The organism is Pseudomonas sp. L5B5 (assembly GCF_020520285.1).
In the GTDB taxonomy this organism is placed as follows: domain Bacteria; phylum Pseudomonadota; class Gammaproteobacteria; order Pseudomonadales; family Pseudomonadaceae; genus Aquipseudomonas.
The window spans coordinates 2730990-2752042 of record NZ_CP084742.1; the positions used below are offsets into that span (position 1 = coordinate 2730990).

Annotated in this window: 23 protein-coding genes; 16 read left to right on the forward strand and 7 right to left on the reverse strand. The window is 63.0% G+C overall.

Translation table 11 applies throughout. The annotated features are described in order from the left end of the window. Nucleotides 1-84: 84 nt before the first annotated feature. The gene (dinG, locus tag LGQ10_RS12460; protein ID WP_058434160.1) at nt 85-2229 is read right to left on the reverse strand and encodes an ATP-dependent DNA helicase DinG; all 2145 of its coding nucleotides are present in this window, start codon (nt 2227-2229) and stop codon (nt 85-87) included. A gap of 99 nt (nt 2230-2328) precedes the next feature. On the opposite strand from dinG, the gene LGQ10_RS12465 reads away from it, so the two are divergent. Continuing rightward, on the forward strand, nt 2329-2793 hold the full coding sequence (locus LGQ10_RS12465; RefSeq protein ID WP_058434161.1) for a CopD family protein: 465 nt from the start codon (nt 2329-2331) through the stop codon (nt 2791-2793). Between the two features lie 56 nt (nt 2794-2849). Here the strand turns inward: LGQ10_RS12465 and LGQ10_RS12470 are convergent, their stop codons facing one another. Together LGQ10_RS12470 and LGQ10_RS12475 are read right to left on the reverse strand one after the other, a co-directional pair. Further along, complete coding sequence (locus LGQ10_RS12470; protein ID WP_226525709.1) at nt 2850-3608, reverse strand: collagen-like protein; 759 nt, start codon at nt 3606-3608, stop codon at nt 2850-2852. Then, nucleotides 3601-3879: a DUF1145 domain-containing protein gene (locus LGQ10_RS12475; protein ID WP_058434163.1), complete on the reverse strand. Its 279-nt coding sequence runs from the start codon at nt 3877-3879 to the stop codon at nt 3601-3603. Before LGQ10_RS12475 ends, LGQ10_RS12470 begins: the two co-directional genes overlap by 8 nt. Before the next feature lie 407 nt (nt 3880-4286). On the opposite strand from LGQ10_RS12475, the gene LGQ10_RS12480 reads away from it, so the two are divergent. From LGQ10_RS12480 to LGQ10_RS12495, 4 genes are all read left to right on the forward strand, one after another. Then, nucleotides 4287-4784 carry a DUF6231 family protein gene (locus LGQ10_RS12480; protein ID WP_226525710.1) on the forward strand — a complete coding sequence of 166 codons (498 nt, stop codon included), beginning with the start codon at nt 4287-4289 and terminating at the stop codon, nt 4782-4784. 4 nt (nt 4785-4788) lie between these two features. Further along, a complete protein-coding gene (locus tag LGQ10_RS12485) occupies nt 4789-5265 on the forward strand; it encodes a YchJ family protein (RefSeq protein WP_226525711.1) in 477 nt (158 codons plus the stop codon). Between the two features lie 65 nt (nt 5266-5330). Beyond that, a complete protein-coding gene (locus LGQ10_RS12490) occupies nt 5331-5816 on the forward strand; it encodes an LEA type 2 family protein (RefSeq protein WP_226525712.1) in 486 nt (161 codons plus the stop codon). A 6-nt stretch (nt 5817-5822) separates the two neighbouring features. Continuing rightward, the gene (locus LGQ10_RS12495) at nt 5823-6017 is read left to right on the forward strand and encodes an SEC-C metal-binding domain-containing protein (RefSeq protein WP_058436061.1); all 195 of its coding nucleotides are present in this window, start codon (nt 5823-5825) and stop codon (nt 6015-6017) included. Between the two features lie 51 nt (nt 6018-6068). On the opposite strand, the gene LGQ10_RS12500 is transcribed toward LGQ10_RS12495, so the two are convergent. Next, nucleotides 6069-6617, reverse strand: coding sequence for a cysteine hydrolase family protein (locus LGQ10_RS12500; protein ID WP_226525713.1), 549 nt, complete (start codon nt 6615-6617; stop codon nt 6069-6071). A 144-nt stretch (nt 6618-6761) separates the two neighbouring features. Between LGQ10_RS12500 and LGQ10_RS12505 the strand changes: the two genes are divergently transcribed. The 7 genes from LGQ10_RS12505 to LGQ10_RS12535 all read left to right on the forward strand — a co-directional run bounded on the left by LGQ10_RS12505 (nt 6762) and on the right by LGQ10_RS12535 (nt 14471). Beyond that, on the forward strand, nt 6762-7400 hold the full coding sequence (locus tag LGQ10_RS12505) for a glutathione binding-like protein (RefSeq protein ID WP_226525714.1): 639 nt from the start codon (nt 6762-6764) through the stop codon (nt 7398-7400). Nucleotides 7401-7547: 147 nt separating this feature from the next. Further along, nucleotides 7548-9977, forward strand: coding sequence for a penicillin acylase family protein (locus LGQ10_RS12510; RefSeq protein ID WP_226525715.1), 2430 nt, complete (start codon nt 7548-7550; stop codon nt 9975-9977). A 299-nt stretch (nt 9978-10276) separates the two neighbouring features. Continuing rightward, a complete protein-coding gene (locus LGQ10_RS12515; RefSeq protein ID WP_226525716.1) occupies nt 10277-11059 on the forward strand; it encodes a transporter substrate-binding domain-containing protein in 783 nt (260 codons plus the stop codon). A 56-nt stretch (nt 11060-11115) separates the two neighbouring features. After that, nucleotides 11116-11844 (forward strand): ABC transporter permease, encoded by a 729-nt coding sequence (locus LGQ10_RS12520; protein WP_226525717.1) that lies wholly within the window; start codon nt 11116-11118, stop codon nt 11842-11844. Further along, on the forward strand, nt 11841-12551 hold the full coding sequence (locus tag LGQ10_RS12525; protein WP_226525718.1) for an ABC transporter permease: 711 nt from the start codon (nt 11841-11843) through the stop codon (nt 12549-12551). Before LGQ10_RS12520 ends, LGQ10_RS12525 begins: the two co-directional genes overlap by 4 nt. Before the next feature lie 23 nt (nt 12552-12574). Continuing rightward, on the forward strand, nt 12575-13693 hold the full coding sequence (locus LGQ10_RS12530; RefSeq protein ID WP_058437482.1) for a succinylglutamate desuccinylase/aspartoacylase family protein: 1119 nt from the start codon (nt 12575-12577) through the stop codon (nt 13691-13693). 13 nt (nt 13694-13706) lie between these two features. Continuing rightward, nucleotides 13707-14471: an ABC transporter ATP-binding protein gene (locus tag LGQ10_RS12535; RefSeq protein WP_058437481.1), complete on the forward strand. Its 765-nt coding sequence runs from the start codon at nt 13707-13709 to the stop codon at nt 14469-14471. A 56-nt stretch (nt 14472-14527) separates the two neighbouring features. On the opposite strand, the gene LGQ10_RS12540 is transcribed toward LGQ10_RS12535, so the two are convergent. Together LGQ10_RS12540 and dcd are read right to left on the reverse strand one after the other, a co-directional pair. Continuing rightward, nucleotides 14528-14740, reverse strand: coding sequence for a hypothetical protein (locus LGQ10_RS12540; RefSeq protein ID WP_226525719.1), 213 nt, complete (start codon nt 14738-14740; stop codon nt 14528-14530). A gap of 105 nt (nt 14741-14845) precedes the next feature. Further along, on the reverse strand, nt 14846-15412 hold the full coding sequence (dcd, locus tag LGQ10_RS12545) for a dCTP deaminase (RefSeq protein ID WP_012313046.1): 567 nt from the start codon (nt 15410-15412) through the stop codon (nt 14846-14848). 351 nt (nt 15413-15763) lie between these two features. On the opposite strand from dcd, the gene LGQ10_RS12550 reads away from it, so the two are divergent. Beyond that, nucleotides 15764-15973 (forward strand): cold-shock protein, encoded by a 210-nt coding sequence (locus tag LGQ10_RS12550; protein ID WP_010445013.1) that lies wholly within the window; start codon nt 15764-15766, stop codon nt 15971-15973. A gap of 96 nt (nt 15974-16069) precedes the next feature. Here the strand turns inward: LGQ10_RS12550 and LGQ10_RS12555 are convergent, their stop codons facing one another. Next, nucleotides 16070-17077: a DUF481 domain-containing protein gene (locus LGQ10_RS12555; protein WP_058436920.1), complete on the reverse strand. Its 1008-nt coding sequence runs from the start codon at nt 17075-17077 to the stop codon at nt 16070-16072. A 163-nt stretch (nt 17078-17240) separates the two neighbouring features. Between LGQ10_RS12555 and LGQ10_RS12560 the strand changes: the two genes are divergently transcribed. The 3 genes from LGQ10_RS12560 (at nt 17241) to LGQ10_RS12570 (ending at nt 21049) form a co-directional block, all read left to right on the forward strand. Then, nucleotides 17241-17594: an MGMT family protein gene (locus LGQ10_RS12560; RefSeq protein WP_058436921.1), complete on the forward strand. Its 354-nt coding sequence runs from the start codon at nt 17241-17243 to the stop codon at nt 17592-17594. A gap of 44 nt (nt 17595-17638) precedes the next feature. Next, complete coding sequence (locus LGQ10_RS12565; RefSeq protein WP_226525720.1) at nt 17639-19204, forward strand: AmpG family muropeptide MFS transporter; 1566 nt, start codon at nt 17639-17641, stop codon at nt 19202-19204. A 129-nt stretch (nt 19205-19333) separates the two neighbouring features. Next, nucleotides 19334-21049: a proline--tRNA ligase gene (locus LGQ10_RS12570; RefSeq protein ID WP_226525721.1), complete on the forward strand. Its 1716-nt coding sequence runs from the start codon at nt 19334-19336 to the stop codon at nt 21047-21049. Nucleotides 21050-21053 lie beyond the last annotated feature (4 nt).

A 21053-nucleotide genomic window follows, 5' to 3' on the forward strand; every position in this document is an offset into this window, starting at 1 on the left:
GCCCTGCCCGCTCATCCGATGAAGGGGCCGAGGCAGGGGTGGATGTCGCGATCGGCTGGCGACGCGACAAGCCCGCACCAGCCCCTAGGCAATTTCCCGGCGGAAAGGTGGCAGGGCATTGAGGATGGCCTTGCCGTAGCGCTGGGTGACCAGACGGCGATCCAGCAGGGTGATGGTGCCGCGGTCCTGCTCGGTGCGCAGCAGTCGGCCACAGGCCTGGACCAGCTTGAGGGATGCGTCCGGCACCGAGATCTCCATGAACGGATTACCGCCCCTGGCCTCGATCCACTCGGCCAGCGCCGCCTCCACCGGATCATCCGGTACCGAGAACGGGATCTTGGCGATCACCACGTGCTCACAATAGGCGCCAGGCAGGTCCACGCCCTCGGCAAAGCTCGCCAGGCCGAACAGCACGCTGGAATCGCCGCCATCGACCCGGGCCTTGTGCTTGTTGAGGGTCTCCTGCTTGGACAGGTTGCCCTGGATGAACACCTGCTTGCGCCAGTCGCGGTCCAGGCCGTCGAACACGTCCTGCATCTGCTTGCGCGAGGAGAACAGCACCAGGGTGCCCCGCGAGCCTTCCACCAGCTCCGGCAGGTCACGGATGATCGCCGCGGTATGGGCCGGTGCATCGCGTGGATCGGCCCGCAGGTCGGGCACTCGCAGCACCCCGGCATCGGCATGGTGGAACGGGCTGGGCACCACGGCCGTGACGGCCTTTTTCGGCAGGCCGGCACGCATGCGGAAGCGGTCGAAGGTACCCAGGGCGGTCAGGGTCGCCGAGGTCACCAGGGCCCCATAGGCCACGTTCCACAAATTGCGGCGCAGCATCTCCGCGGCCAGGATCGGGCTGGCGTTGACCTCGATATCGAACAGCGAACCGCTTTCGGCCAGGGTCAGCCAGCGGGCCATGGGGGGGTTGTCCTCCGGGTCCTCGACGGTGAACGCAGTCCACAGTTCCCAATTGCCCGAAGCCCGGGCGAGCAGGCTGCCGAACAACGGGTACCATTCCTCGGCCTGGTTGCTGGCGATGCCGATGTTGACCTCGCCATCCATGCCTTCCTTGAGCAGTTCGGTGAGCCGGGTAAACAGATCGGTGAGACGCGAAAAGCCCTTTTTCAGCTCGATGCCCATCTCCCGCATGTGCTCGGGAATCAACCCGCCGACGAAACGATGACGTGGCCGCTCACGGCCCTCCATGTCTTCACCGGTCTTGAAGTCGGCAATCTGCTCGCAGGCGGTGAACATGAACTGCTGCTGGGTCTTGATCTCCCGCGCCAGCTCCGGCACCTGTTCGATCAGGCGCCCCAGGTCCCCCGGCAGAGGATGCTGGGCCAGCAGCTTGGTGAGGTTCTTGGCGGTTTGCTCCAGCCAGTCGGCGGTGGAACGCAGCCGGGTGTAGTGGGCGAAATGGCCGATGGCCTTGTCCGGCAGGTGGTGGCCTTCGTCGAACACATAAAGGGTGTCGCGCGGGTCAGGCAGCACGGCACCGCCGCCCAGGGCCAGGTCGGCCAGGACCATGTCGTGGTTGGTGACGATCACGTCGACCTTGCCCATGCCTTCCCGGGCCTTGTAGAAGGCGCACTGGCCGAAGTTGGGGCAATGGCGGTTGGTGCACTGGCTATGGTCGGTGGTCAGGCGCGCCCAGTCGGCGTCTTCCAGGGCGTTGGGCCAGCTGTCACGGTCACCGTCCCACTTATTGCCGGCCAGTTTCTCGATCATGCTGGTGAACAGCTTCTGGCTGGCCTCGTCCACTTCGATCTTGAAGCCTTCTTCCTCGAACAGCTGGGCAGTGGCGGTCTGGGCGTGGCCTTCCTGCAACAGCATGTCGAGCTTGGACAGGCACATGTAGCGCCCGCGCCCCTTGGCCAGGGCGAAGCTGAAATTCAAGCCGCTGTTGCGCATCAGGTCGGGCAGGTCCTTGTAGACGATCTGCTCCTGCAGGGCGACGGTGGCGGTGGCGATCACCAGGCGCTTGCCGGCGGCCTTGGCCGTGGGGATCGCCGCCAGGCTGTAGGCCACGGTCTTGCCGGTACCGGTGCCGGCTTCCACCGCGACCACCGCCGGGTCGCCACTGCGCCGGCCCTCGTCGTCGGTGTCGATATCCCCCAGGACCTTGGCCACTTCGGCGATCATCAGGCGCTGCCCATAACGCGGCTTGAGGCTCTTGGCTTCGAGAAAACGCGAGTAGGCGCCCTGGATCGTGGTTTTGAGTTCGTTGCTGATCATGGTTCTTCAGGCGCGCAAAACGCTGGATAAATTTTCAGTGGTTCGAATCGGCCGCTATCATACCCCGCTAATTCATCCTGCGCAGAACGGAGTACCCGAATGACCGCTTTCGCCCTCGCCTACAGCTTGCACGTACTGGCCGCCCTGGTCTGGGTCGGCGGCATGTTCTTCGCCTGGATGGTCCTGCGCCCCGCAGCCGTGGTGGCACTGGAAGGCCCGCAGCGGCTGCAGCTGTGGGCCCAGGTGTTCCCGCGTTTCTTCGCCTGGGTCTGGGCGGCGGTGGTGCTTTTGCCGATCAGCGGCATGGGCCTGCTGCACCTGCGCTTCAGCGGCTTCGAAACCGCACCGAAGTATGTGCAGATCATGATGGGGCTGTACCTGGTGATGACCGCCCTGTTCATCCGCATCCAGTCGCTGCAACTGCCGGAGCTGCGCCAGGCGGTGGCCGCACAGGACTGGCCGAGCGGTGCCACGGTGCTGGGCAGGATCCGCCGCCTGGTAGGACTCAACTTGATCATCGGCCTGCTACTGGTAGCTCTGGCGGCGGCCCGGCCAACCTTCTGAAACGCGATCGCCCGCGTGGGTGGCGGGCGATCGAGGTTCGTGGCGGGTGGAGCAGGTTACAAGCGCTGCACCGTCAGCGAGCCTGCCGCGCCCTGGGGTCCAGGCTCCCCCTGGGCACCAGGACGACCACTCTTGGCGCCATCAGCGCGATAGACCACGCACCCCTTGGACTTGCCGCCAGAACCGGGCTTGCCACCGGCCCCCGCCAGACCGCCGGCACCACCGTCGACCCAGACCTTGATCTGTTCGTCCGGAAAGTCCCGGGGCAGCTCCAGGCGCACCTGCCCCCCCTGGGCACCCGGGTGGCCATTGCCGCCGTTGTCTCCGTCGGCACCACGCCCGGCCTGGCCCCAGGTGCAACCCGGTTCCTCGCCATTGGCACCGTCCAGGCCGACATACCCCGGCGCCCCGGCACCGCCCCGGGCATCCACCGACAACTGCTCGGCACTCAACGACTCGATGCGCAGGTTCAGGTTGCGTCCAGGCTTGGCAGCCTTTTCATAATTGCCCGGCGCCCCACGTGAGGTTAGCTGGCTGCCCTCCTCCAACTGCGCACGCCGAACCACCAGTTGCAGGCTCGATTCGGTAGGCACGATGGCAATACGCGCTTCGCGCCCCAGGTGCAGGCTGTCGACCCTGAGTTCGGTGACATTGGCCGGCACCAGCAAGGTGCCAAAGTCGGCCACGTCCAGTCGCTCCAGCTTCAGGGTGCTGGCGGTATTGGGCAGGCGCATGAAGGAATTGGCTTCGACCCTGACCTCCTGGGCCAGGGCCAGGGGGCTGCAGAACAGGGCCAGCAGGCAGAGCTTACGCATGGTCGGCCTCGACGACGACAGGAACGGGAAGTGTCTGCAGGTGAAAGATGCCCACCAGCAGGATTTGCAGGCGATCACGCCAGGGATGTGCACGGCCCTTGAGGCTGCCATTGAACAGCACCAGTTCCAGCAGATGGGTCAGCAGCAACAGGCAACCCGCCAGGTTGACCAGCAGATGCAGCGGATTGATCAATGGCCTGGCCAGGTTGATCAGCACCACCAGCCAAAACACCAGGGTCAGAAACTTCCCCAGCCCCCATAAGACCTTCATACGCTCCCCTTGTGAATTATTCTTTGCGCGCACAGTAACGACTTATGACCGGCATAAGCCAGAGCAGGATGAAAATTCTTCCAGCAGCGGTGCTTTAGCCGCCGGATCGACGAGGATCGCCACACCCGATCCCTGGACTCGACAGCGTAGACGACCAGCCCCGCGCGACACCGTCGAACCACACGCGCTCCTCTTTTCAACGCTTGGTCTGGACGACGCTCCATGGCCCATCCCCCGGGGGCTTGCTGCCTGTCACCGACCAGGACCCGGCCCAAGGGCGACGCTGGCAAACGCCTGCCTCCCGTCTCTCGCCTTGAACACCCAGGCATCGTCGATAAAATGGCAAACCTCTCTAGGCCCGAAGGTGACAGCAAGCTAGTCTTGGACGCTCTGATCGAGGAACGATGATGAGCGTCGGTATTTCTACCCGTACCCCGCAGCAGGCGCTGGCCGCCCTGCTGGACCGTTATGCGCCGCAACGGCTGTTGCTGGTTGGCACCAGCGACTTTCCCGCCCTGGCCGCCTTCAAGGCCGCCCACCCGGCAACCGAAGTGGCCCAGGCCATCCCGGGGCCCCTGCCCACCGAACTGGCCGCGCAGCGTTTCGACCTGGCGCTGGTGGTGGATTGCCTGGAACACCTGCCCAAGCGCGAGGGCCTCAACCTGCTCGGCGGCATTCGCAACCTCAATGCCAGCCGCATCGCCGTGCTGGCCGACCTGTCCGCCTGCGGCTGGCAGGAGACCGACTTTTTCTCGCTGGCCCTGCAAGCCAGCGAGCGCTTTGAGCGCGAACAACAGATGCTGACCCTGTTTACCTACGATCTGCTTGAATACAAACAAGTGCCTGACTGGCTCAATTCACGGTTCTGGGCGAACCCGGAAAATTTTGGAAAGTACTGGTGGTAACACGATGAGCGCTTCGATCTGTCCCTGCGGCAGCGGCAACCTGCTGGATACCTGCTGCGGCCATTACCATGCCGGCCATCCCGCGCCCTGCGCCGAAGCCCTGATGCGCTCGCGCTACAGCGCCTATGTGCTGGGCCAGGTGGACTACCTGATAGCGACCACCCTGCCGGCGCAGCAGGCGGGGCTGGATCGCCAGTCCATCAGCGACTGGAGCGCGCAGAGCACGTGGCTGGGGCTCCAGGTGGAAGGTTCGGAAGTGTTCGGCGGCCAGCCCGAGCATGCCTTCGTCACCTTCACCGCCCGCTGGCATGACAGCCAGGGCGAGCATAGCCATCGCGAATGCTCGTCCTTCGTTCAGAACCAGGGGCGCTGGTACTTCATCGACCCCACGGTGCCGCTCAAGGCTTCGCGCAACGATGCCTGCCCCTGTGGCAGCGGACAGAAATTCAAGAAGTGCTGCGCCAGCTACTTCACCCGCTGAACCTTCGCCCGCCACGATCGCCCCCGGTCCAGGACGGCTACAGGGGGTCCAAAGGGAGCCTTGCAATGATCGGTGAGCTGCGCCTGCTGCGAATCCTCTGCCTGCTCGGGATACTGGGCCTGTGCGGATGTACGTCCTGGTTCGTCGACGAGGACGTCGATCCCGAGGTGCATCTGGTGAAGGTCGAGGTGGTCAAGGCCAACCTGCTGGAACAGCGCTTCACCCTGCATCTGCGGGTGGACAACCACAACGATGACGACCTGACCGTACGCCGCCTGGCCTACCGGGTGTACCTCGGGCCGTTCCTGCTCAGCGACGGCGAGCATGAGCACTGGTTCACCGTCACGCCCCACAGCAGTCGCTATTTCAAGGTACCGGTACGCACCAACCTGTGGCCACAGATCCGTGACCTGGTGAAACTGCTGCACAAGCCCGACCGGCCCATTCCCTATCGCCTTGAGGGCGAGCTGGAAGTGGGATTATTCATCGGCAAAGACGTGCACCTGAAGCGCAATGGCGTGATAATTCCCGGCGATTTTATCCCGGAGTGACCCGTAATGACCCAGCAACCTCATGTCCATGGCCCTGACTGCAACCACGATCATGACCATCACGACCATGGCCATGTCCACGGCCCGCATTGCAACCATGGCCACCAGGAGCCGGTGCGCAACGCACTGAAAGACGTCGGCCGCAACGATCCTTGCCCGTGCGGCAGCGACAAGAAGTACAAGAAGTGCCACGGCGCCTGATCCGCCCGTGAAACGACACCTGCCGGCAGCCTTGCCGGCAGGCTGCAGCGCCTACAGCAGCTGCGCCAGATCCACCACCGTGGCGTACTCGCCATGCAGGTTGGCCAGCGACATCGCATGCACCTCCTCGGCCGTCCGGTGTCGTCCGGCAAAGTCCGGCTTGTCGAAGGTGTAGCAGGCATCGGCCACCACCCAGGTGGCAAATCCCAGGTTACCGGCCGTGCGCGCCGTGGACTCCACCGAGTTGTGGGTCGCCACGCCGACGATGACCAATTGCCCGATCCCTCCGGCCCTCAGGTCCGCCTCCAGGGAATTGCCACAAAACGCATCCGGCACCTGCTTCTGGACCAGCTTCTCCTGCCCCTGGGGACGAAATCGCGGCTGGAACTCCACCCCGGATTGCCCAGGCCAGAACACCGAGTCTGGCGAACGTGACAGATGCTGCACATGGACCACCGGCCAGCTCCGCTCACGCCAGTGAGCCAGCAACTGCAGCATGCGCGCCTCGGCCTGGGGATTGTTGCGCGGCCCCAATCGGGGGTGCAGGATGCCTTGTTGCTGGTCGATGATGATCAGCGCCGTATCAGCGGTAAGGGGCATGGAGGCTCGTCCTTGGGACATTCGTTCGAAGGTTGCCACTTCAACACTACCCCACAATCCCGGGCAAGTTCTCGAACACCGGCGGAGCGATCCAATGCCGGGGTTCGTTGTCCCTAGACAAGTCACATCCACCTGGAGCGCTGCATGATCGACCTGTACTACTGGACCACCCCCAACGGCCACAAGATCTCGCTGTTCCTCGAAGAAGCCGGGCTGCCCTACAACCTGTATCCGGTCAACATCGGCCTGGGCGAGCAATTCAAGGCCGAGTTCCTCAAGATCGCGCCCAACAACCGTATCCCCGCCATCGTCGACCATCAGCCAGCCGACGGCAGCCAGCCCCTGTCGCTGTTCGAGTCCGGCGCAATCCTTCTGTACCTCGCCGAGAAGACCGGCCTGTTCCTGCCCCAGGACCTGCGCGGTCGCCAGGAAACCCTGCAATGGCTGTTCTGGCAGATGGGCGGCCTGGGACCGATGGCCGGGCAGAATCACCATTTCGCCCACGCCGCCCCGGAACGGATCCCCTACGCCATCAAGCGCTACGTGGATGAGACCGCACGCCTGTATGGCGTGCTTGACCGACGCCTGGCAGACCGGCCGTTCGTCGCCGGGCACGGCTACAGCATCGCCGACATGGCGATCTATCCATGGATCGCGTCCTTCAAGAAGCAGAGCCAGAGGCTCGAGGATTTCCCCCACCTGCATCGCTGGTTCAATGGCATCAAGGCGCGCCCTGCCACCGAACGTGCCTATGCCCTGGTGGAGCAGGTCAATCCGACCTGATCCTCGGGGCCTGCAACGCTTCACCGGCCCGCCGCCGAAGGCCGCCGGGCCGGCCGGCGACAAATACCTGCCGCCCTGCTTGCGCAGCACACGCCTGCTCACTAACGTAGCGCCTTTATCGACGCTACCCCCCGCAGGAGCTTTGCCATGGCCTCGCCAGCCTTCTCACATTTTCTTCCCCGATTCGGCGTTGCCGCGGCAGTAGCCGGCGTCCTGAGCCTGGCCGGTTGCCAGTCCTGGAACGCCCAGAACAGCCTGCCTCCCACTTCTGGCGTGCAACCGCTCAAGGGCCTGGCACAGAACGTGTCGGTACGTCGCAACGCCGTGGGTGTGCCGCTGATCGAGAGCAACAGCTTCCACGATGCGCTGTTCACCCTGGGCTACGTGCACGCCAGCGACCGGATCGGCCAGATGGTGACCCTGCGCCTGCTGGCCCAGGGCCGGCTGGCTGAAATGTCCGGAGCCGACGTCCTGGACGTCGATCGCCTGATGCGCGCGGTGAACCTGAAAAAGAGCGCCGATGAGCTGTACAAGGCTTCTTCGCCTCGGATCAAGCGTTTCTTCGAAGTCTACGCACGCGGCGTCAACGCCTATCTGTTCCGTTATCGCGACAAGCTGCCGCCGGACCTGGCAGCCCACGGCTATACCCCCGAATACTGGAAACCCGAAGACTCGGCGCTGATCTTCTGCCTGTTGAGCTTCGGCCAGTCCGCCAACCTGCTCGAAGAAATCAATGCCCTGGTGCTGGCACAGAAAGTGGGCAGCGACAAGCTGCCTTGGCTGACACCCAGCTATCCCGACGAACCCTTGCCCCTGGCCGAGGCCGACAAGCTCAAGGGCCTGAACCTCACTGTCCCCGGCCTGAGCGACATCAGCCGTGCCGCCAACCAGTTGGCCCAGCTCAACGCCCTGGGCGTCAGCGGCGCCAGCAATCTGGCCATCGCTCCCCAGCGCAGCCGCAACGGCCGCAGCCTGCTGGCCAGTGACAGCCAGTCAGGCGCCTGGCACCTCGTACAAGTGCGTGCACCAAAATACCAGGCCGCAGGCGCTTCGATTCCCGGCCTGCCCGTCATCCTCCAGGGGTTCAACGGCAAGGTGGCCTGGAGCCTGAGTTCGGTGGAGGGCGACAACCAGGACCTGTTCCTGGAAAAGCTCAAGCGCCAGGGCAATGCCCTTTACTACCAGAACAACGGGAAATGGCAGCCGGTGGCGGTGCGTAACGAGACCTACTTCGTCAAGGGGCAACGACCAATTCGCGAAGCGGTATACGAAACCCGCCACGGCCCGCTGCTCAACAGCGCCCAGGGCAATGCACTGGCCAATGGCCTGGGCCTGGCGTTGCAGACGCCCGACTTCAAGGATGACCGTAGCCTGGACGCGTTCTTCGACCTGTCCCGTGCACAGAATGCCGAGAAGGCGTCGGACGCCAGCCGGGAAATCCGCGCCATCGCCCTGAACCTGGTGTTCGCCGATGCCAGCCATATCGGCTGGCAGGTCACCGGGCGCTTCCCCAACCGCCGCGAAGGTGAAGGCCTGCTGCCCTCACCAGGCTGGGATGGCCGGTATGACTGGGATGGTTATGCCGACCCGATGCTCCACCCCTACGACCAGGACCCGGCCCAGGGCTGGCTCGCCATCGCCAACCAACGCGTGATCGCCCGCGGCTACGGCATGCAGCTGTCCAACTCCTGGGACGCCCCGGAGCGCGCCGAACGCCTGGCCCAGCTGGCCTCCAGCGGCAAACAGGACAACCGCAGCCTGATCGCCCTGCAATACGACCAGACCAGCCTGTTCGCCACCAAGCTGAAAAAGATGTTCGAGGCCCCTGGCATGGCCCAGCCATTGAAAAAGGCCATCGAAGCACTCCCCGACGCCGACCGGGCCAGGGCTCGCGAGGCCTACAGCCGCCTGATGGCGTTCGATGGCAAGGTCAGCACCGGCTCGGCGGATGCAGCGCTGTATGAGCTGTTCCTGCAGGAAAGTGCCCGGCAGGTCTTCCTCGACAAGCTGGGACCGGAATCCGGCTCCGCCTGGCAGGCGTTCGTCGCCAACGGCAACCTGTCCTACTCCGCCCAGGCCGATCACCTGCTGAGCCAGGAAGACAGCCCGTTCTGGGACGATTCACGCACCCCGCAAAAAGAGGACAAGCCGGCGATCCTGGCCCGCAGCCTGGCCGGCGCGATCCAGTCCGGCGAGCAACTGCTGGGTGGCGATCGCAAGGCCTGGCAATGGGGCAAGCTGCACAGCTACCGCTGGACCGGCAGCGGCGGCCAGCTCATCCGTGGGCCGTTGCAGGCCGGTGGTGACCAGAACACCGTCAACGCCGCGCCCTACCCATGGGGCCAGGACTTTGCCGTCGGCAGCTCCCCAGCCTTGCGCCTGATCGTCGACTTCGGGCTGAGCGAACCCCTGATGGGACTCAACAGCAGCGGCCAGTCGGGCAACCCGGCAAGCCCGAACTATGCCAACGGCATCGATGGCTGGCTCAAGGCCCAGTACCTGAGCTTCCCGATGCAACCGCAGAACTTCGAACGCAGCTACGGCAAGACCCGGCTGACCCTGGTCCCAGGCAAGTAGCATCCTTCCCGCGCCCCGCTTGTGCACCCTGTGCAAGCGGGGCCTGCTCCCATAACGAGCATTGGCTCCCTGCCACTGTTGCTGGTGCCGCCCGTCAGGGGCAATCCTGCCCCCTCCTGCCTCTACCAGCCCCCTTCTGCGTTTCGGCGCGAGCCTGCCTTCGCGACAACTGCGTCCAGGCTTTTAAACAGCTGTTCGGGACTCTGGTTCGGAAATTGCTACTTTCATTAAGTCATCTGCGTTCCAGTAACAGCACTCATGCGCCACAAGCGCTCATATCGGCTCTTAGGGATTGAATAATGAAAAAAGCATTGCTGACCCTTTCTGCACTGGCCCTGTGCATGGCCGCCGGCTCCGCGCTGGCCAAGGAATACAAGGAACTGCGCTTCGGCGTCGACCCCTCCTACGCCCCGTTCGAGTCCAAGGCCGCCGACGGCAGCCTGGTAGGCTTCGACATCGACCTGGGCAATGCCATCTGTGCCGAGCTGAAGGTCAAGTGCAAGTGGGTCGAGAGTGATTTCGACGGCATGATCCCGGGCCTCAAGGCCAACAAGTTCGATGGCGTGATCTCGTCCATGACCGTGACCCCGGCTCGGGAAAAGGTCATCGACTTTTCCAGCGAGCTGTTCTCCGGCCCCACCGCCTTCGTGTTCAAGAAGGGCTCGGGGCTGAGCGAAGACACCGCGGCGCTCAAGGGCAAGACCATCGGCTACGAGCAGGGCACCATCCAGGAAGCCTACGCCAAGGCCGTGCTGGACAAGGCCGGGATCAAGACCCAGGCCTACCAGAACCAGGACCAGGTCTACGCCGATCTGATTTCCGGCCGCCTCGATGCATCGATCCAGGACATGCTGCAGGCCGAACTGGGCTTCCTCAAGTCGCCACAGGGGGCTGACTATGAAGTGAGCAAGCCGGTTGACGACCCCCTGCTGCCGGCCAAGACCGCGGTGGGTATCTCGAAAGGTAACAAAGAGCTGAAAGCGCTTCTGGATAAAGGTATCAAAGCGTTACACGATGATGGCACCTACGCCACCATCCAGAAAAAACACTTCGGTGACCTGAACCTCTACAGCGGTAAATAACCTGCCGGCGCCCATCCTTGATGGGCGCTTTTTTTATCGTCATGGGTCACTGATCAATGCTTGAACAACTCCTAGCAAACCTGGGGCTTTCCGCATTCAGCTTGAAGGGTTTCGGCCCCCTGCTCCTGGAAGGCACCTGGATGACCGTCAAGTTGTCGGTGCTATCGCTGCTGGTCAGCGTCCTGCTGGGCCTGCTCGGCGCCAGCGCCAAACTGTCCAGCCTGACCTTGCTGCGCATCCCAGCCCAGCTCTACACCACCCTGATCCGCGGCGTGCCCGACCTGGTGCTGATGCTGCTGATTTTCTACAGCCTGCAGACCTGGCTGACCTCCTTCACCGACTTCATGGAGTGGGAATACATCGAGATCAACCCCTTCAGCGCCGGGGTAATCACCCTGGGCTTCATCTATGGCGCCTATTTCACCGAGACCTTTCGCGGCGCGATCCTCTCCGTCCCCCGGGGCCAGGTGGAGGCCGCCACCGCGTATGGCCTCAAGCGCGGCCAGCGCTTTCGCTTCGTGGTCTTCCCGCAGATGATGCGTTTCGCCCTGCCGGGCATCGGCAACAACTGGATGGTGATGCTCAAGGCCACGGCCCTGGTGTCGATCATCGGCCTGGCTGACCTGGTCAAGGCGGCCCAGGATGCCGGCAAGAGCACCTACCAGCTGTTCTATTTCCTGGTTTTGGCGGCGCTGATCTACTTGCTGATCACCAGCGCCTCCAACTTCGTCCTGCGCCGGCTCGAGCGGCGCTATGCGGCAGGCGCCCGGGAGGCCACGCGATGATCGAGCTTCTGCAGGAGTACTGGCGTCCCTTCCTTTATAGCGACGGCTACCACATCACCGGCCTGGCCATGACCATGTGGCTGCTCAGCGCGTCGATCGCCATCGGCTTTCTGGTATCGATCCCACTGTCCATCGCCCGAGTCTCGTCCAGGCGCCTGGTGCGCTGGCCAGTGCAGTTCTACACCTACCTGTTTCGCGGTACACCGCTCTATATCCAGCTGCTGATCTGCTACACCGGCATCTACAGCATCGCCGCGATCCGGGCCCAGCCGGTGCTGGATGCGTTCTTTCGTGATGCGATGAACTGCACCATCCTCGCCTTCGCCCTGAACACCTGCGCCTACACCACGGAGATCTTTGCCGGGGCGATCCGCAGCATGGCCCATGGCGAGGTGGAGGCGGCCAAGGCCTACGGTCTCAGCGGCTGGAAGCTGTATGCCTACGTGATCATGCCCTCGGCCCTGCGCCGTTCGCTGCCGTACTACAGCAACGAAGTGATCCTGATGCTGCACTCGACCACGGTGGCCTTCACCGCGACCGTTCCCGATGTCCTGAAGATCGCCCGTGATGCCAACTCGGCGACCTTCCTGACCTTTCAATCATTCGGCATCGCCGCGCTCATCTACCTGTGCGTGACGTTCGCCCTGGTGGGCCTGTTCCGTCTGGCCGAACGCCGTTGGCTGGCCTTCCTCGGCCCCACCCACTAGGACTTGCAGCAGGAACCCATTCAATGCGCCATCAGATCCACGACCTGCTCGCACCGCTGCCGGGCACCGCGCGGCAGGTCCACAGTTTTCACTTCGGCCCCGCCCAGGCCCAGGGCAAGGTCTACATCCAGTCCTCCCTGCACGCCGATGAGCTGCCCGGCATGCTGGTGGCCTGGCACCTCAAGCAACGCCTGGCAGAGCTGGAAGCCGCTGGCCGCCTGCGTCACGAAATCGTACTGGTGCCCGTGGCCAATCCGGCAGGCCTGGAACAGGTATTGATGGATGTGCCCCTGGGGCGCTACGAGCTGGAGAGCGGGCAGAACTTCAACCGCTGGTTCGTCGACCTCGGCGAGACAGTCGGCAACCTCATCGAAGACCAGCTCAATGACGATCCGCAACACAACCTTGACCTGATCCGCCATCACCTGGCCGCCGCCCTGGGCCGCCAGCAACCAGCCACGCAACTGCAATCCCTGCGCCTGACCCTGCAACGGCTGGCCTGTGACGCCGACATGGTGCTGGACCTGCATTGCGACTTCGAAGCCGTGGCGCATCTCTATACCACGCCCGAAGCCTGGTCCCGGGTGGAGCCACTGGCTCGCTACCTCGGCGCCGAAGCCTGCCTGCTGGCAACCGACTCTGGCGGCCAGTCGTTCGACGAGTGCTTCACCCTGCTGTGGTGGCAGCTGCAGCAACGCTTCGGGGAGCGTTTCGCCATTCCCTCGGGAAGCTTTGCCGTGACCGTCGAACTGCGGGGCCAGGGCGACGTCAATCATGGCCTGGCCAGCCTGGACTGCCAGGCCCTGGTGGATTACCTGACCCGGTTTGGCGCCATCGATGGCCAGGCGCCGCCCTTGCCCGAGCTGCCCTTTGCGGCCACGCCCCTGGCCGGGGTCGAACCGGTAGCGACGCCGGTGGGCGGGCTGCTGGTGTTTACCGCACTGCCGGGGGAATACCTGCAGGCCGGGCAGTTGGTGGCTGAAATCATCGACCCGATCAACGACCGGGTCACTCCCGTCCACTGCACCCATGCCGGGCTCATGTATGCCCGTTCGCTGCGGCGCATGGCCACCGCCGGCATGGTGATCGCCCATGTCGCCGGCCGCGAGGCCTATCGCAGCGGTTATCTACTTTCGCCTTGAGGATGCATGCCCCATGTACAAACTGACCGTTGAAGGCCTGCATAAATGCTACGGCGACAATGAAGTGCTCAAAGGTGTTTCCCTCAAGGCCAGGACCGGTGACGTGATCAGCCTGATCGGCGCCAGCGGGTCGGGCAAGAGCACCTTCCTGCGCTGCATCAACTTTCTCGAGACCCCGGACGATGGGGCCATGAGCCTGGATGACCAACAGATCCGCATGGTCAAGGACCGCCACGGCATGCACGTGGCCGATCCCGAGGAACTGCAGCGGCTGCGTACCCGACTGGCGATGGTGTTCCAGCATTTCAACCTGTGGAGCCACATGACCGTGCTGGAGAACATCACCATGGCCCCGCGCCGGGTGCTGGGGGTCAGTACCCGGGAGGCCGAGGAGCGGGCCCGGCGCTACCTGGACAAGGTAGGCCTGCCGGCCAGGGTCGCCACCCAGTACCCGGCCTTTCTCTCGGGCGGGCAGCAGCAGCGCGTGGCCATCGCCCGGGCCCTGGCCATGGAGCCTGAGGTGATGCTGTTCGACGAGCCCACCTCGGCCCTGGACCCGGAACTGGTGGGCGAAGTGCTCAAGGTGATCCAGGGGCTGGCCGAGGAAGGCCGGACCATGATCATGGTGACCCACGAGATGAGTTTTGCGCGCAAGGTCTCAAGCCAGGTGCTGTTCCTGCACAAGGGCCTGGTAGAAGAAGAAGGAGCGCCCGAACAAGTGCTGGGCAATCCCACGAGCGAGCGCTTGAAGCAGTTTCTCAGCGGCAACCTGAAGTAGGCCGATCGCCCGCGTCGCCCTCCTGGCGGCAACGGACGACCGGCGCCGCCTGCGGGTCAGGCCACAGGAGCAGGTGGCGGCTCGTCCGGCAGGGTCGGCTCACCGGGCTCGCGGGGCTCCAGAGGTTGTGGGGAATCAGGGTCAGGCTGACCGGGAATACCGCCCGCCATGCTGACAGGCGGGTGGGCCAGCAGGGTCCAGGCCAGCACTCCAACCTGGTTGGGTTCCAGCCTTGCCAGCGTGGCACTTATTCGCGGATCTATTTTCATGGGGTACTCCTGGGCTGTACCCGGCACGCTTTGCGCGTACCGGCAGACACTCCAATAGAGTGTCTGCCTGCTCAGGAATTCCCGCTGTTCGTCAGACGGACGGACTCAGGTACGTGGCAGGGTCACGCCACGCTGGCCCTGGTATTTGCCACCGCGGTCCTTGTAGGACACTTCACATTCTTCGTCAGATTCCAGGAACAGCATCTGCGCCACACCCTCGTTGGCGTAGATCTTGGCCGGCAATGTGGTGGTGTTGGAGAACTCCAGGGTCACGTGGCCTTCCCACTCGGGTTCCAGCGGCGTCACGTTGACGATGATGCCGCAGCGGGCATAGGTGCTCTTGCCCAGGCAGATGGTCAGAACGTTACGCGGAATGCGGAAGTACTCGACAGTACGGGCCAGGGCGAACGAGTTCGGCGGAATGATGCAGACATCGCTCTTGACGTCGACGAAGCTGCCGGCGTCGAAGTTCTTCGGGTCGACGGTGGCCGAATTGATGTTGGTGAACACCTTGAACTCGTCGGCGCAGCGCACGTCGTAGCCATAGCTGGAAACGCCGAAGGAAATGACCCGGCTGTCGTGTTCGCCGCGCACTTGGCGTTCGACGAACGGTTCGATCATGCCGTGCTCTTGCGCCATGCGGCGAATCCACTTGTCCGATTTGATGCTCATGGCGGGAGTCCTGAAATAGCGAGGTAAAAAAATCTGTGCGGCATCTTACCGGGGCGCGAGGCTGGGTTCAAAGTCCAGGCTGTTTTTCTCGCCCCATGCCCCTATTTTCAAGGGCTACAAGACAGACGGCCGGTCACCGATCACGAAAACCGAGAAACCTTCGCACTGGCCATTGGCACGTTCGGGAAAAAGGTTTAAGGTGGCGCCACTGTGCTGCTTGTGTCACTGAGAATCTCTACACGATGTTGAATTTCGATCCAACCATCTCCAAGAATTTTTCCTGCTCTTTGCACTCAGTCTCGGCGCGAGCTTTTCTCGAGTCGCAGTTAACTTTGTCCAAGGAGTTTCACCATGTCTAATCGCCAAACCGGTACCGTTAAGTGGTTCAACGATGAAAAAGGCTTCGGCTTCATCACCCCACAATCCGGTGACGACCTGTTCGTACACTTCAAAGCCATCCAGGCTGACGGTTTCAAGACCCTGAAAGAAGGCCAACAGGTTTCTTTCGTCGCTACTCGCGGTCAGAAAGGCATGCAAGCTGAAGAAGTACAAGTTATCTAACTTGCACTGATCCAGTAAAAAACCCCGCCCTCAACAGCGGGGTTTTTTTATGCCCGCAGGCTTGCTCTGCAACCTGCGGGCATGGTGCGCCCCGGTCTACCAGGTCACGCCAAAACCCACGGTGTAACGCGTCTTGTCCAGGTCGCTGCTGTCGGTACCACGGATGAGGTCCTTTTCTGCCTTGAGGTTCAACGAGGCCCAGTCGGTGACCTTGTAGCGCAGGCCCATCTCGGCATCCAGGGCGTAGTCGGCGACACCCGAAAGCGGCCTGCTCACTTCGCCATTGGTGAAGAACTCGACCCGCTTGCCTATCAGGTAACGGTTGTAGTCCCACTTCATGGCCAGGGAGTAGAAATTGTCCTTGCCGCCATCGGCATACTCATAATCCGTCCGGTTGAGCAGCGAGCCCAAGGAGAAGGCTCCCAACTCATCGTCCCAGAACTGATAACCGGGACCGGTACCCACTACCCGTTGCCGCTCGAGTTCCTCGACCTTGTCGCGCTTGTAGGTCAACCGACCCTGCCAGAACCATTGCTGGGTAATGAAGCGGTCCAGGGCGTATTCGGCACGCCAGTTGTCAGTGGTCACGACCTTGTTCTGGAACTCGCGGTTGTACTCGCCTTCGGCGTTATGCCGCCAGGCGCCATGGCGCGCCGATGTCTTGAAGTCGATGTCGTAGTCGTCGGTGTCCTTTTCCGCCCGCTTGTAATCCATGGCCAGGTCGACATTGCCCTTCCACACCATGTCCTCGACCAGAGGCTTGGGTTTCATGATCTGCTGGATACTCGCCAGCTCCACCGTCCTGGGAGCCTCGCCGTTGGCCAGGATGACCTTGCCCTCCTGCGCCGGTCGCAATGACTTGGCCTTCTCTCCCGAATAGGCATCCTGCTTGACCAGCAGTTCCTGATCACTCTCCAGGGTCTTGACCTGGGCCCAGTCGATGGAAATCCCCCCGCCATAGTCGGTCTGGATCAACAGCTTGCCGCCGTCGAAGACCTTGATCTTGCCGCTGACGCGGTCACCGTTCTTCAACCACACGACATCCGCCAGCACCGGCATGGAGGCACCAAGCACTGCAAAACTCAGGAAAATTCTAGGCAACATAGCTAAATACAGAACTCGATCTTGCGAAAAAAACGGCATTATTCCAGGTGAACACGCCCTAAACACGACTGACCCGGCGATGGCGAACGAGTTCAATTCTCATCGGTCTTTAATCATCCACCTGCGCCATCGCCTACCACCGCTCCTATCTGGAACCGCGAATGTGACCGAACACAGCGAAGACTCACAAACGCCCGCGCAAATCCGACGCACGGCGCTATACCTGACCCTGGCCCAAGTGCCCGAGGGCAAGGTGGTCAGCTATGGCCAACTGGCCGACATGGCCGGCCTGGGACGGGCCGCCCGCTGGGTCGGGCGCACCCTCAGCCAGCTCCCCGCCGACACCCGCCTGCCATGGCACCGGGTGCTGGGCGCCGGTGGTCGCATCAGCCTGCCCGCGGGCAGCCCCTCCGGAGATGAGCAGCGTGCCAGGCTGCGCGACGAAGGCGTCAGTGTCCTGAACAATCGGGTGGATATTCAGCGCCATGGCTGGCGTCCGGTAGAGCACAGCGGTTAGAGTGCGCGCTTTGTTTCCGTAATCCTTGAGGCAGACTTCAGCCCATGCCCCGTAAAACCTGGCGCGCCGCACTTGCCGCCTATGCCAGCCCCTCGACGCTCGTGCTGTTGCTGCTTGGTTTCGCTGCCGGCATGCCTTACATGCTGGTGTTCTCGACGCTTTCGGTGTGGTTGCGCGAAGCTGGAGTGGCTCGCGAAACCATCGGTTATGCCAGCCTGATCGGCCTGGCCTATGCCTTCAAATGGGTCTGGTCGCCGCTGCTCGACCAGTGGCGCCTGCCCTTGCTGGGCAAGCTGGGCAGGCGTCGGTCCTGGCTGGTCCTGGCACAAGCGCTGGTGGTCCTCGGCCTGATCGGCATGGGCTTCTGCGATCCACAGAAGCACCTGTCCTGGCTGATCGCCATTGCCGTGGTCGTGGCCTTCGCCTCCGCGACCCAGGACATCGCCATCGACGCCTACCGTCTGGAGATCGCCGATGACAGCCGCCAGGCTGCCCTGGCCGCCAGCTACATGTCCGGTTATCGAGTCGCGGTGCTGCTCGCCACGGCCGGCGCGCTGTTCTTCGCCGAGGGTTTCGGCTCCACCGGTTTCAGCTACAAGCACTCGGCCTGGACCGGCACCTATGTGCTGTTCGGGGTCCTGATGATCCCCGCCCTGATCACCACGCTGCTGATGCGCGAGCCTGCGGTGCCACTGCGTACCCAGCTATCGGCAGGCCGCTACAGTTTCGCCCACCAATTGATCTCGGTATTCGTGCTGATCGTGCTGCTGGTGTCGGTGCCCGCCACGTTCACCCAGCTGTACAACACCGACTTCGCCAGCGTGATCTTCGAAGGCGTGAGCCTGCTGGACCTGCTGCTGGAAGACCGGGCCTTCCTGCGCGCCATCCTCTATATCACCCTCTCCGCCCTGTGCCTGTCCGCCATGGGCCGACGAGGCCTGGCGCCAGTGCTGACACCGGTCAACGACTTCATCCTGCGCTACCGCTGGCAAGCCTTCCTGCTTCTGGGGCTGATCGCTACCTACCGGATGTCGGACACGGTGATGGGGGTGATGGCCAACGTGTTCTACATCGACCAGGGCTTCACCAAGGACCAGATCGCCGGAGTCAGCAAGATCTTCGGCCTGATCATGACGCTCATCGGCGCCGGCATGGGCGGCCTGCTGATCGTGCGCTTCGGCATCCTGCCAATCCTGTTCATTGGCGGTGCCGCCTCCGCCGGCACCAACCTGCTGTTCCTCATGCTGTCCGACATGGGGCCGAACCTGCAGATGCTCATCGTCACCATTTCCCTGGACAACTTCAGCTCGGGCATGGCCACCTCGGCCTTCGTCGCCTATCTGTCAAGCCTGACCAACCTCAAGTTCTCGGCCACCCAATATGCGCTGCTCAGCTCCATCATGCTCCTGCTACCGCGCCTGATTGGCGGCTATTCCGGGGTCATGGTGGAAAAGTTCGGTTATCACGACTTCTTTCTCATCACCGCGATACTCGGGGTCCCGACCCTGATCCTGATCGCCATTCACTGGTTCCAGGAGAGCCGCCGCGCTGGGCAAAAACCCGACCCGGAAGCGACCTCCAACAGCACCGCAATCGGCGAAGAATCCTAGAAAATCCCGGGGGTTGCGGGCGTTTCAGTGCCACCCCCGCCCCTGTCGAGCGCAATCCTGTACGCCAGCGGAACTCGCCCGTACAATGCTCCGTCACTTCCAGTCTTAAGCAACCGACAACGGCCTACCATGCGCACCAGTCAATATTTGCTCGCCACACAAAAAGAAACGCCTTCCGACGCGGTCGTGATCAGCCACCAGCTGATGCTGCGCGCCGGCATGATCCGCAAACTGGCCTCCGGCCTGTACACCTGGCTGCCGATGGGCCTGCGGGTGATGCGCAAGGTCGAGGCTATCGTTCGCGAAGAAATGAACGCCGCTGGCGCGCTTGAAGTGTTGATGCCGGGCATCCAGCCGGCCGAGCTGTGGCAGGAGTCCGGCCGCTGGGAAGAGTACGGCCCGGAGTTGCTGCGCCTGAAGGATCGCCATAACCGCGACTTCTGCGCGGGCCCGACCCACGAAGAAGTGATTACCGACCTGGTCCGCAACGAGCTGAGCAGCTACAAACAGCTGCCGCTGAACCTGTACCAGATCCAGACCAAGTTCCGTGATGAGATCCGCCCACGCTTCGGCCTGATGCGCGGTCGCGAATTCATCATGAAGGACGCCTATTCGTTCCACGCCGACCAGGCGTCGCTGCAGGTCACCTATGACCGCATGCACCAGGCCTACTGCAACATCTTCACCCGCTTGGGCTTGAAGTTCCGTCCGGTGGAAGCGGACAACGGCTCCATCGGCGGTGCCGGCTCCCATGAGTTCCACGTACTGGCCGACTCTGGCGAAGACGACATCATCTTCAGCAACGGCTCCGACTACGCGGCGAACATCGAGAAAGCCGAGGCCCTGCCCCGTGAAACCTCGCGCCCAGCCCCCACCGAAGCCATGCGCCTGGTGGACACCCCTGACGCGAAGACCATCGCCCAGCTGGTGGAAGGCTACAACCTGCCGATCGAGAAGACCGTCAAGACCCTGGTGGTGCATGCCGAGGAACCAGGCAAACTGATCGCCCTGATCATCCGTGGCGATCACGAGCTCAACGAGATCAAGGCTGCCAAGCAACCTGGCGTCGCCGATCCGCTGGTGATGGCCTCCGAGGCCGAGCTGCGCGCCGCCATCGGTGCCGGTGCCGGCTCCCTGGGTCCCGTCAACCTGCCGTTGCCCATCATCATCGACCGCTCCGTGGAGCTGATGAGCGATTTCGGCGTGGGCGCCAACATCGACGACAAGCACTACTTTGGCGTGAACTGGGAGCGCGACCTGCCGGTACCGGCCGTGGCCGACCTGCGCAACGTAGTGGCCGGCGACCCTAGCCCGGATGGCAAGGGCGTGCTGGAGATCAAGCGCGGCATCGAAGTGGGGCACATCTTCCAGCTGGGCAACAAGTACAGCAAGGCGATGAAGTGCGAAGTGCTGGGCGAGAACGGCAAGCCGGTCACCCTCGAAATGGGCTGCTACGGCATCGGCGTCTCCCGCGTGGTGGCCGCCGCCATCGAGCAGAACTACGATGCCAACGGGATCATCTGGAGCGATACCCTGGCTCCGTTCCAGATCGCCCTGGTACCACTGCGTTATGAAACCGAACTGGTTCGCGAAGCCACCGACACGCTTTACCAGCAGCTCACCGCTGCCGGTTTTGAAGTGCTACTGGACGATCGCGACAAGAAAACCAGCCCCGGTATCAAGTTCGCAGACATGGAACTGATCGGCATTCCACACCGGATCGTGGTCAGCGACCGCGGCCTGGCCGATGGCAACCTGGAATACAAGAGCCGTACCGAAGCCGAGGCGCAAGCGCTGCCAGTGGCCGATGTGCTGTCCTTCCTCCAAGCCCGTATCCGTCGCTGAAACC